The organism is Lysinibacter cavernae (genome assembly GCF_011758565.1).
In the GTDB taxonomy this organism is placed as follows: Bacteria; Actinomycetota; Actinomycetes; order Actinomycetales; family Microbacteriaceae; genus Lysinibacter; species Lysinibacter cavernae.
Genome location: NZ_JAAMOX010000001.1, coordinates 719,169 through 730,889, shown reverse-complemented (window position 1 = coordinate 730,889; position 11,721 = coordinate 719,169). Strand labels below are relative to the sequence as shown.

The following is an 11,721-nucleotide window of genomic DNA, read 5'->3' as shown; positions in this document are numbered from 1 at the left end:
GCCCGCTAGAGAGCGGAAAGGCTGTCCTTTGCCGCGGCGACAACAGCTTCGGTTGTCATGCCAAATTCACGGAAAAGGGTTTGGTAGTCGGCGGACGCGCCGAAGTGTTCGATTGAAACGCTGCGACCCGCGTCGCCAACGATTTCACGCCATCCGAGAGAAAGACCTGCCTCAACCGAGACGCGAGCCTTGACTCCGGTAGGCAGCACAGATTCGTGGTACTCCACGGGCTGCTCGGCGAACCACTCAAGGCTCGGGGCTGAAACGACCCGAGCGTTAATTCCTTCGCCGCGGAGCTGTTCGCGGGCCTCAACGGCAAGCTGAACCTCTGAACCGGTGGCGATGAGGATAACGTCGGGGGTTCCGTTGGGTGCCTCTGCGAGGACATAGGCACCGCGCGCCACGTTTGCGGCAGATGCAAAGGTGTCACCGTCGGCCGCGCCTTCACCGCGGTCAAAGACCGGCAGGTTCTGGCGTGTAAGAGCGATTCCAGCTGGTCCTTCGCGGCGTGCAAGGATTTCGCGCCAAGCGTAGGCAACCTCGTTGGCGTCAGCGGGGCGGACGACCGCGAGGTTTGGAATTGCGCGAAGCGTAGCGAGCTGCTCGATTGGCTGGTGAGTTGGACCGTCTTCACCAAGCGCGACTGAGTCGTGGGTCCAGACAAAGATGGACGGTACGTTCATGAGCGCAGCAAGGCGAACAGCTGGACGCATGTAGTCGCTGAAGATCAGGAACGTTCCGCCGTAGGCACGAGTTGGGCCGTGCAGCACTATTCCGTTGAGGATCGAGCCCATGGCGTGCTCGCGGATTCCGAAGTGGAGCACGCGCCCGTACTCGTTGCCAGACCATTCTGAGGTCGACCACTTTGCCGGAACAAATGACTTTGCGCCAGCAATAGTGGTGTTGTTTGACTCAGCGAGGTCGGCTGAACCGCCCCACAGCTCTGGCATGACCGAGCCAATGGCGTTGAGCACCTTGCCGCTTGCAGCGCGAGTCGAGACTGACGAGCCGCCGTCGAAGACGGGAAGCGCAGCGTCAAAGTCTTCGGGGAGGTCGCCAGCAAGGAGTCGTTCGAGCAATTGCTTGCGCTCTGGGTTTGCTGCACCCCACGCGTCAAAGGTTTTGGTCCACTCGGCACGGTCGGCCTTGCCTCGGTCGATGGCGCCACGGGTGCGCTCAATGACCTCGTCGGCAACAGCGAACGACTCTTCTGGGTTAAACCCAAGTGCGGTCTTGAGCCCTGCGAGTTCTTCTGCCCCGAGCGCAGAACCGTGGATCTTTCCCGTGTTTTGCTTCTTTGGGCTTGGCCAACCAATGATGGTACGAAGAATGATGAGTGAGGGCTTGTCGGAGACGGCCTTGGCTGCGTCGATAGCCGAGTTGAGCTCAGCGAGGTCCTCGACGTAGTTGCCGGTCTTTTTCCAGTCAACCGTCTGAACGTGCCAGTTGTACGACTCGTAGCGCTTGGCCACGTCTTCGGTGAAGGCGATGTCGGTGTCGTCTTCAATCGAGATCTGGTTGGAATCGTAAATGACAACGAGGTTGCCAAGCTCCTGGTGGCCTGCGAGCGACGAAGCTTCGCTCGTGACGCCTTCTTGCAGGTCCCCGTCGCCAGCGATGACGTAGATGTTGTGGTCGAATGGGCTTGTGCCAGGTGCGGCTTCTGGGTCGAAGAGGCCACGCTCGTAGCGAGCTGCGTAGGCAAATCCAACCGCTGAGGCGAGGCCCTGACCGAGCGGACCTGTCGTGATTTCGACGCCCTTCGTGTGGCCATATTCTGGGTGACCCGGCGTCAGCGAGCCCCACGTGCGAAGCGCCTTGAGGTCGTCGAGCTCAAGGCCGTATCCGCCGAGGTAGAGCTGAACGTACTGGGTAAGTGACGAGTGGCCAACCGAGAGCACGAAGCGGTCACGGCCGAGCCAGTCTTGATCGCTTGGGTCGCGACGCATGACCTTCTGGAAAAGGAGGTAAGCGACCGGTGCGAGGCTAATAGCCGTTCCTGGGTGGCCGTTGCCAACCTTCTCGACGGCGTCGGCTGCCAGCACGCGTGCGGTGTCAACGGCCTTCTGATCAATAGCATCCCACTGAAGATCTACCACTTGGTTACTCACCTTTCATTGCCCCGAAGGACACTTTTGTAATGCCCTGAGGGCTGTTTGCGTGCGTTCTCTGTGATTGTGATGTGAAGCACGACTGTTCCTGTGGTGCCGTCGCCTACGCAGGCGAAACTTCCCCAAAACGAGAGAAGGGCACCACATCATTATATTGACCTAGGCCACCGACAATGCCATACATTGCGGGCAACATCGATATTCATCCGGCCTGTCATGCGGACAAAACGGTCGATTTGTTGCTGTGACGTACACTAATACGGATATGAGTACGGTACGTGAAACGATCAGTAACCAGTCGCCGAATCGGCGTGTTCGACCCGGCCTACAGCGAAAGCTGGCAGCGTATCTTTCACTCACCAAGCCTCGCGTCGTCGAATTGCTTCTGGTCGTGACGGTGCCAACCATGATCTTGGCGGAGCGCGGTATGCCAAGCCTCTGGCTTATCCTCGCCACCTTTATCGGGGGAGCGGCAAGCGCCGGTTCGGCTGGCGCGTTCAACTGCTACTTCGACCGAGACATCGACCGATTCATGAATCGGACGAAGAATAGACCGCTTGTCACCGGTGAACTGACGGACCGGGAGGCGCTTGTCTTCGCCTGGAGCCTCGGCGTCGCATCTATTGTCTGGCTCGCGGTCTTCACTAATCTGCTTGCTGCCGCGATGTCGCTTGCGGCAATACTGTTCTACGTCGTTGTCTATACCCTGATCCTCAAACGTCGCACGGCGCAGAATATCGTTTGGGGTGGGATTGCCGGCTGCATGCCCGTCCTCATCGGCTGGGCCGCCGTTACCAACAGCATTAGCTGGACGCCATTCATCCTGTTTATGGTGATTTTCTTGTGGACGCCGCCGCACTACTGGCCGCTGTCGATGAAGTACCGCGATGACTATGCCACGGTTGGTGTCCCCATGTTGTCGGTGGTCAGAGGAACAGCGACCGTTGGGCTCCAGGTCATTCTCTATTCATACGCAATGGTTGCGTGTTCGCTACTACTTATCCCTGTTGCGCCTATGGGGCCAATTTATGCGGTCGTTGCGCTAGCGTCCGGCAGCTATTTCATCTACGAGACGCACAGGATGTACTCGCGCGCCATCCGTGGCCTCGACAGCAAGCCGATGCGTGTGTTCCACGGTTCGATCAGTTACCTCACGGTGCTCTTCATCGCAGTCTTGATCGACCCGTTGGTTTTTGGCTAAACGCTCCGACAGAAAGGTCGCGTTCTGGACCCGCAACAGCAGGCTCAGAACGCGAACGGACTAGGAAACCTTCGTGTGTTGTCGCGACGTTGAAAGCGACAGGATAACCGCGGTGACGCCAGAGAGCGTGACGCAGGCCAGGACCATGTGAATGCCAACGAGCAATTCGGGGAGTCCAAGACGGGCCTGCGATACGCCAACGATGATCTGCACGATCGTGACGCCGATGAGGGCAGCGGTGAAGCGAATGCTGACGCCGCGTTTCTTCACGATGAGCACGATCAGCAGAAGCACGCTCAGGCCCAACATGATGTACGCAGGGTAGGCATGAACGTGTTGCATCAGAATGGCGTCAAAACCGTTTCGCACGACGGGCGCGTCATCCGCTTTGCCGTCGTGTCCAGCGTGTGGTCCAGCGCCAGTGGTCAAAATGCCAATGACAACGGTGACAACCGAGGCAAGAGCGACGAGCCAGGCGAGGCCAGCAACGAGCGGATCGACATCCAACGCCCCGCCGCGGCCCTGATAGACCCGGTAGACAAAGACCGTACCCAAAATGACGAGCGCCGCAGAAACGATGAAGTGCAGCCCGACAATATAGGGGTTGAGGCCCGTGAGCACGGTGATGCCGCCAATAACTGCCTGCGCAGGGATGGCCATGCCAAGTGAGAACGTGATCCAGAAGAGATCTGGTCGTTGCTTACGGAAGCGCAGGATGTAGAGGAACGCGATGATCGCAATTGCCGCGAGCACAAACGTCAGCAGCCGGTTGCCGAACTCGATGACACCGTGCCACTCAGCCTCAGGCGTCGCGACCCAGGAATCATCGGTACATTTTGGCCAGGTTGAGCAACCGAGGCCGGATGCTGTGAGGCGAACCGCGCCACCCGTTGCCACGATGACGGTTTGGCCGATCAGCGAGAGCCAAGCGATGACACGTACTCGTTTGTCTACATGGTCTGGCAGGCGCTGCCAAAACGAGGAAAATCGACCCTGAACTGCTGAAGTTTGTTGCGACACGTCTCAACTCAATATCAATGGAAACTGTTAATAGCGATGCGATCCTCACAAACACCGGTGAAACCTGTAGAATTGGTGAGTTGATGCAGTCACACAGTGATGTGGCCGCAGTCGTGAAGAAATCGCGACAGTGGACCAATCGATCCACACTCTCAGAATACTGCAAGCTGGTCTGTGTAGACGACTTGTGGTTGATGCGATGTGGCTTGTCCGGGCCTCATGTTCGGAAGTTGGTTCGTTTCAGTGATGCGGGGAATGACAAAGAGTCCCGGCCTGTTAATACAGGTTAGATAAGGGAAGAAGGTAGTTGACGTATGTCAGATATTCTGATTGACCGTCCAGAGCTGGATGGCTTGGGCGTATACGAATTCGGCTGGCATGATGCCGACGCCGCTGGGCAGTCAGCCCAACGAGGTATCAATCCTGGTGTTGTTACCAACATCTCGAATCTGAAAAACGAGCCGGAATGGATGCTCGAACGCCGCCTCAAGGCACTGAAGCTTTTCGAGCGCAAACCCATGCCACAGTGGGGCGCCGACCTGTCAGAGATCGACTTTGACAACATTAAATACTTTGTCCGTTCAACCGAGAAGCAAGCTCAGACTTGGGAAGACCTTCCTGAAGAGATCAAAAACACCTACGAACGCCTTGGTATTCCAGAGGCCGAGCGCCAGCGCCTCGTTGCTGGTGTTGCTGCCCAGTACGAATCCGAGGTTGTGTACCACCAGATTCGTGAAGATCTCGAAGAGCAGGGCGTCATCTTCCTTGACACCGACACTGCGCTTCGTGAGCACCCCGAGATTTTCCAAGAGTACTTCGGCACCGTAATCCCTGCTGGCGACAATAAGTTTGCCGCGCTCAACACGGCGGCGTGGTCTGGTGGGTCGTTTGTGTATGTCCCAAAGGGTGTGTCGGTTGAGATTCCGCTGCAGGCCTACTTCCGCATTAATACTGAGAACATGGGCCAGTTTGAGCGCACGCTCATCATTGCCGATGAGGGAAGCTACGTGCACTACATCGAGGGTTGCACGGCCCCCATCTACAAGTCTGACTCGCTGCACTCGGCTGTTGTTGAGATCATCGTGAAGAAGAATGCCCGCGTTCGCTACACGACCATCCAAAACTGGTCAAACAACGTGTACAACCTGGTTACCAAGCGTGCCATCGCAGAAGAGGGCGCAACCATGGAGTGGGTCGATGGCAACATCGGTTCGAAGGTCACTATGAAGTACCCATCCATCTTCCTCGTTGGTGAACACGCAAAGGGTGAGACGCTCTCTGTTGCCTTCGCCGGCCCAGGTCAGCACCAAGACACGGGCGCCAAGATGATTCACATGGCTCCGTACACGCAGTCATCCATTCTTGCGAAGTCGATTGCCCGCGGTGGAGGTCGATCAGGCTACCGCGGCGAAGTACGCGTGGATGCCAATGCGCACCACTCCGCCAACTCCGTTGTCTGCGACGCGCTGTTGGTCGACACCATCTCTCGTTCCGACACATACCCTGCGATCGACATTCGTGTCGATGACGTCGTACTCGGACACGAAGCAACCGTATCCAAGGTGAGTGAAGAGCAGTTGTTCTATCTCATGAGCCGAGGCGTAACCGAAGAAGAAGCAATGGCTATGATCGTGCGCGGCTTTATTGAGCCGATTGCCCGCGAACTGCCGATGGAATACGCGCTCGAACTGAATAAGCTCATTGAAATGGGTATGGAAGGATCCGTCGGTTAGTCATGACACAAGCGACACCCACTACTGCAACACCTGCTCAGACAGAAACAATGGTTGGCAGCGAACAGCACGGCCTCAAAGCTCACTCCGACGGGGGCTGGTCGGTTGTTCCTGTCCAGGTGCGTTCTGAACGTTTCTCGTCCTACGACGTCGCTGACTTCGCGAAGGTCGGAGGTCGTGAGGCCGTTTGGAAGCTCACGCCCGTCGACCGCATCGATGCGCTGCTTCATGGCGAACTTGACGGTTCGCGTTACGACTACGAGGCTGCATCCACCGAGGGCATAAACCTCTCGTGGATTCCGCGTACCGATGCGCGCATCGGTACGGCTGGCGTTCCTGAGGAGCGAGGCTCGGCAAACGCCTGGACCAACTTCGACGAGGCCCTTCTTATTGAGGTAACCGGTGAAGAGCACAAGGTCATCAACGTCACTCGCCGCGACCTCGGAACGAGCCCACGCGCCGCACACGTTGTGATCCACGCCACGAAGTTCAGCCGAGGCATGGTTATCCTTGAGAACTTCGGGACGGCAGAGCTCTCCGAAAATGTTGAAATCATCGTTGACGAGCAGGCAGACCTTACCGTTGTCAGCAGCCAGGAATGGGCTGACAATGCCCACCACCTTGCGACGCACTTTGCTTCGGTCGGTCGTGATGCCAAGCTCAAGCACATCGTTGTTTCGCTCGGGGGAGAGGTCGTGCGGATCAACCCGTCGACACACTTGAACACCCAGGGCGGCGATATTGAGGCACTTGGCGTGTATTTTGCGGATGCCGGCCAGCACCTTGAGCAACACGTTTACGTGAATCATGACGCGCCACACACCAAAAGCCGCGTGACCTATAAGGGTGCGCTGCAGGGCGAGGGTGCACGCACGGTATGGATCGGTGATGTCCTCATCCAGCAGTCAGCGAAGGGCACTGACTCCTACGAGCAGAACCGTAACCTGGTGCTGAGCGACGGAACGCGTGCCGACTCAATCCCAAACCTGGAAATCCAAACTGGCGACATCGAAGGTGCAGGACACGCTTCGGCAACCGGCCGCTTCGACGACGAGCAGCTGTTCTACTTGCAGTCGCGCGGTATCAGCGAGGCCGAGGCTCGTCGTCTGGTGGTGCGCGGATTCCTTGTTGAGGTCATCCAGCGTATCGGCAACGAGGAACTCGAGGCTCGCCTGAACGACGCCATCGAGGAGTCGCTCAACAAGTCGCAGGCCCTGTCCCTCGAGGTGCGCTAGAAACGTGGCACTTACTCGCGTGTGCTCGGTCGACGAGCTCCCCATGAATCAAGCCCAGCGCGTCGTTCTCGAGGGCGTACCAATCGCTGTCGTGAAAGACTCAGCTGGCGACGTGCACGCTATCGGCGATACCTGCACGCACGGCGAAATTAGCCTTTCCGAAGGCTTTGTTGAGGGCGACACCCTCGAGTGCTGGGCCCATGGCTCGGCATTCTCACTCAAGTCGGGAAAGCCTATGAACCTTCCCGCGTACGAACCCGTACCCGTCTACGAGATTCAGATCCAAGACGGCGACATTTTTATTGACCCCACTGTAACGAAAGAGATAACGGCATGAGCTCAGTACTGGAGATCAAGAACCTTCAGGTCAGCGTAGAGACCGATCAGGGCACCAAGCAGATCCTGCGCGGCGTTGACCTCACCATCAAGCAGGGCGAAATCCACGCCGTGATGGGACCAAACGGCTCGGGCAAGTCGACGCTTGCCTACACGATTGCCGGACACCCGAAGTACATCGTTGATGGTGGAGAGATCCTGCTGGACGGTGAAGACGTCCTCGAGATGTCGGTAGACGAGCGCGCACGTGCTGGCCTGTTCCTTGCAATGCAGTACCCGGTTGAGATCCCTGGTGTGACCAACACCAACTTCCTGCGTACGGCAAAGACCGCGATTGACGGAGAGGCTCCTGCCATTCGTCACTGGGTCAAGGACGTCCGCACGGCAATGGACAACCTCAAGATGGATAAGTCGTTCGCAGAGCGCAACGTCAACGAGGGCTTCTCAGGTGGAGAAAAGAAGCGCAACGAGATTCTGCAGCTTGAACTGCTCAAGCCAAAGTTCGCCGTTCTCGACGAGACCGACTCTGGCCTTGACGTTGACGCGCTCAAGATCGTGTCTGAGGGCGTGAATCGCGCCCACGAAACCAACGAGCTTGGCCTCTTGCTCATTACTCACTACACGCGTATTCTTCGATACATCAAGCCTGATTTTGTGCACGTATTTGTCGAGGGCAAGGTTGCAGACCAGGGTGGTCCTGAGCTCGCTGATCGTCTTGAAGAAGAGGGCTACGACCGCTACCTCACGACAGCAGTATAGGGAACGCCATGGTTACCTCTCTCGAACCAGAGTTCTACGAGCAGGCCATCGAGGCGCTCAAGGATGTTTCCGACCCTGAGCTGGGTGTGAACATCGTTGACCTCGGCCTGGTCTACGATCTTGGCTGGGATGCTGAGAACGAGGCCCTTGTGATCAGCATGACGCTGACTTCAGCAGGATGCCCGCTCACCGATGTGATCGAGAACGATGTTGCCGAGTCCCTCGATGGGCTCGTGAAAGCGTTCAGGATCAACTGGGTGTGGATGCCCCCGTGGGGCCAGGAACGAATAACCGATGACGGTCGCGACATGATGCGTGCCCTCGGTTTCGCCATCTAGGCGTCACCCTCAACTGCCGCTTTCCCGTTTCAAACGGGAAAGCGGCAGTATTCATTTGGCGAGAAACTTGCCCTGAGCGTGCCTGGCCCTTTGCAGCGGTTCGGAATGGTCGCAGATCCACCCAACTGCCAACCGTAAGGTGGATCTGCGACCAATCTCGCGGCGCGTCCCGGAACGAGGGCGCACGTCGTCGCTGAACTCGTAGGTCTGGAGTGTGTGTCCCTGTGTTTGGCCTGACGGAAAGAAGTGCGTCCGGCGGCACATACACAGCCAACTGCGGGTAGACTAGAGTTTTGGCCGCAATCTGTCGGCCTCGTTTGAACTGACACACGTGTGTCACCGGAAGGAACCTCACCGCCATGCTTGCCGTGCAAGACGTTGCCATCGATGTTGGAGCGAGGCGCCTCATGTCCGAGGTGAGCTTCCGTGTTGCCCCCGGCGACAAGATCGGTCTTGTCGGCCGGAACGGTGCCGGCAAGACAACCCTCACAAAACACCTCGCTGGTGACGCCCAGCCGAGCGAGGGCAGCATCGACCGCGGTGGCGAAGTTGGGTACCTTCCTCAGGACCCACGCTCTGGAGACCCTGACCAGTTGGCTCGCACGCGCATCCTTGACGCCCGTGGACTCGGTTCGCTCGTGATCGGAATGCAGGAGTCCTCGCTGCTCATGGGAGACGACGACCCTGCTGTCGCCGAAGCCGCCATGAAAAAGTACGGCCGTTTGACCGACCGCTTCACTGCGCTTGGCGGATACGCGGCCGAGGCAGAGGCTGCGTCCATCGCGAGCAACCTCAACCTGCCGGATCGCATCCTTGACCAGCCACTGAGCAGCCTCTCCGGTGGTCAACGTCGCCGTATTGAACTCGCTCGTATCCTGTTTTCGGATGCCGAAACCCTCATCCTTGATGAGCCAACGAACCACTTGGACGCTGACTCTGTCGTCTGGCTCCGTGAGTTCCTCAAGAGCTACCGCGGCGGTTTCATCGTGATTACTCACGATATTGAGCTTGTTGGTGAGACAGTCAACCGCGTATTCTACCTCGATGCCAACCGCCAGTGCATCGACATCTACAACATGAACTGGAAGAACTACCAGCGTCAGCGCGCCGCCGACGAGGAACGCCGCCGCAAGGAACGCACCAACGTTGAGAAAAAGGCGTCGGCCCTGCAGATGCAGGCCGCGAAGTTTGGTGCAAAGGCCTCAAAGGCGGCTTCCGCTCACCAGATGGTTGCTCGCGCTGAGAAGATGCTGAGCGGCCTCGAAGAGGTACGCGCGGTAGACCGCGTTGCAAAGCTGCGTTTTCCGGACCCCGCCCCCTGCGGCAGAACGCCAATCATGGCGACGAACCTCTCGAAGAGTTACGGGTCGCTTGAGATTTTTGCGGGCGTTGACCTCGCGATTGACCGCGGTTCGAAGGTCGTGATCCTCGGCCTCAACGGTGCCGGCAAAACAACCCTGCTCCGCATTCTTGCTGGCGTGGATGAGCCCGACACCGGCCAGATTGAGCCAGGCCACGGTCTCAGGGTTGGCTACTACGCTCAGGAACACGAGACGCTCGACGTGAAGCGGAGCGTGCTCGAGAACATGATGAGCGCATCACCAAACATCACGGAGATGCATGCGCGTAAGGTTCTTGGTTCGTTCCTGTTCACCGGCGATGACGGCTATAAGCCTGCCGGCGTGCTTTCTGGTGGAGAGAAGACCAGGCTTGCGCTTGCCATGCTGGTTGTTTCGGCAGCGAACGTGCTGCTGCTCGATGAGCCAACAAACAACCTTGACCCTGCGAGCCGCGCCGAGATCCTCGACGCGCTTGCTCACTACAGCGGCGCCGTTGTTCTGGTCTCGCACGATGAGGGCGCCGTTCAGGCCCTCAACCCCGAGCGTGTGCTGATCATGCCGGAGGGAACCGAAGACCACTGGAACAAGGACTACCTGGAGCTCATCGAGCTCGCATAGTCGGTCGACCGGCTCGCAGAAAAGCCTCATCCGTTCACAGGAGCGGATGAGGCTTTTTTGAGGGAACTTGCGGAACCGGGAGCAGCGCCAGACAGATGCCGCGTTAGGCGTCGAGCAGCTCATCCTCGATCTCGGAATCGGTGCGCTTAAGACGTGCCTTCTCCGCACGCTTCCGTGCGCGTTCACGCTCTTCTGGGTCAGCCGCATTGATGTTGCGATACTCCTGGCGCGCAGCCCATCCAAGGCCGATAAAGCCCATCAGAGCAAATACATACCACTGCAGCGCATAGGAGAGGTGCGGGCCCTCGTCGCGCTCTGGCTTTGTTGCGAGTACCGGGGTGAGTTCGACGCTGGGGTCCTCAGAAACGAGCAAGCCATAGGCGCCAGTAAAGGCGGGTTTATCGACTCGGTTTGCCATATCTGGAAGGTGAATAGTCGCGATCTGTCCTTCGCCGGCGGTTCTGCTTGCGAGCTCTGGTTCGCCAGCCTTTAACCTGGCGATGACGGTCACGCGGCCCTCCGGGGCATCCGGAACAATATCGGGGCTGTCAGTCGTTGATCCCGCAGGCAACCAACCTCGATCGACGATGAAAACAGACCCATCGTCAAGCAGTAGCGGCACAAGCACCTCAAAGCCTGGGCTGCCGTTGAGCGGTCGGATGCGGACGAGGGTCTGGTGTTCAGTGAGGTACGTTCCACTCGCGGTAACCTGACTCCACTTCTGCGTTTCATCGTCGTACGAATCTAACTCGGGGAGGGCCTGCTGCAGCGGAACAACAGCGGCGTCGTAATTAGCGTCAATGCGGGCGATCTCGGCACGCGCTTCGGCGCGGCGGGCGAACTGCCAGTTGCCGAGCAAGCAGCACACAATCGCAAATACGATGGTGAGGCAGAGATAACCCGCCCAACGCCGAGACAGCAGGAACCGCCAACCTTCAGTCTGCTGTTCGAGCTCAGGGCTCCTGGTCATCACTTGCTACCGTTCGTCGTGTCTGGTGTTGCGTCAGCGGGGGCTGTGCTGTGGCTGGTG

The 11,721-nt window shown here is 58.2% G+C and carries 10 protein-coding genes; 7 read left to right on the top strand and 3 right to left on the bottom strand.

Features of this window, described 5'->3' with window-relative positions; all coding sequences use genetic code 11:
• Positions 1 to 5 precede the first annotated feature (5 nt).
• Positions 6 to 2,099 (bottom strand): transketolase, encoded by a 2,094-nt coding sequence (gene tkt, locus FHX76_RS03450; protein WP_167147939.1) that lies wholly within the window; start codon positions 2,097 to 2,099, stop codon positions 6 to 8.
• A gap of 277 nt (positions 2,100 to 2,376) precedes the next feature.
• On the opposite strand from tkt, the gene FHX76_RS03445 reads away from it, so the two are divergent.
• On the top strand, positions 2,377 to 3,312 hold the full coding sequence (locus FHX76_RS03445) for a heme o synthase (protein WP_167147937.1): 936 nt from the start codon (positions 2,377 to 2,379) through the stop codon (positions 3,310 to 3,312).
• 60 nt (positions 3,313 to 3,372) lie between these two features.
• Here FHX76_RS03445 and FHX76_RS03440 read toward each other — a convergent pair whose 3' ends face one another.
• Positions 3,373 to 4,332 (bottom strand): COX15/CtaA family protein, encoded by a 960-nt coding sequence (locus FHX76_RS03440; RefSeq protein WP_167147935.1) that lies wholly within the window; start codon positions 4,330 to 4,332, stop codon positions 3,373 to 3,375.
• Positions 4,333 to 4,646: 314 nt separating this feature from the next.
• On the opposite strand from FHX76_RS03440, the gene sufB reads away from it, so the two are divergent.
• The 6 genes from sufB to FHX76_RS03410 all read left to right on the top strand — a co-directional run bounded on the left by sufB (position 4,647) and on the right by FHX76_RS03410 (position 10,691).
• On the top strand, positions 4,647 to 6,065 hold the full coding sequence (gene sufB, locus FHX76_RS03435) for a Fe-S cluster assembly protein SufB (RefSeq protein ID WP_167147933.1): 1,419 nt from the start codon (positions 4,647 to 4,649) through the stop codon (positions 6,063 to 6,065).
• Positions 6,066 to 6,115: 50 nt separating this feature from the next.
• Positions 6,116 to 7,300, top strand: coding sequence for a Fe-S cluster assembly protein SufD (gene sufD, locus FHX76_RS03430; RefSeq protein WP_167147931.1), 1,185 nt, complete (start codon positions 6,116 to 6,118; stop codon positions 7,298 to 7,300).
• A 4-nt stretch (positions 7,301 to 7,304) separates the two neighbouring features.
• On the top strand, positions 7,305 to 7,637 hold the full coding sequence (locus tag FHX76_RS03425) for a Rieske 2Fe-2S domain-containing protein (RefSeq protein WP_167147928.1): 333 nt from the start codon (positions 7,305 to 7,307) through the stop codon (positions 7,635 to 7,637).
• Positions 7,634 to 8,395: a Fe-S cluster assembly ATPase SufC gene (gene sufC / locus FHX76_RS03420; protein WP_167147925.1), complete on the top strand. Its 762-nt coding sequence runs from the start codon at positions 7,634 to 7,636 to the stop codon at positions 8,393 to 8,395. Before FHX76_RS03425 ends, sufC begins: the two co-directional genes overlap by 4 nt.
• 8 nt (positions 8,396 to 8,403) lie before the next feature.
• Positions 8,404 to 8,733 carry a metal-sulfur cluster assembly factor gene (locus FHX76_RS03415; RefSeq protein WP_167147922.1) on the top strand — a complete coding sequence of 110 codons (330 nt, stop codon included), beginning with the start codon at positions 8,404 to 8,406 and terminating at the stop codon, positions 8,731 to 8,733.
• Between the two features lie 359 nt (positions 8,734 to 9,092).
• Positions 9,093 to 10,691: an ABC-F family ATP-binding cassette domain-containing protein gene (locus FHX76_RS03410; protein WP_167147920.1), complete on the top strand. Its 1,599-nt coding sequence runs from the start codon at positions 9,093 to 9,095 to the stop codon at positions 10,689 to 10,691.
• A gap of 103 nt (positions 10,692 to 10,794) precedes the next feature.
• Here the strand turns inward: FHX76_RS03410 and FHX76_RS03405 are convergent, their stop codons facing one another.
• A complete protein-coding gene (locus FHX76_RS03405; RefSeq protein ID WP_167147918.1) occupies positions 10,795 to 11,661 on the bottom strand; it encodes an SURF1 family cytochrome oxidase biogenesis protein in 867 nt (288 codons plus the stop codon).
• Positions 11,662 to 11,721: the final 60 nt, after the last annotated feature.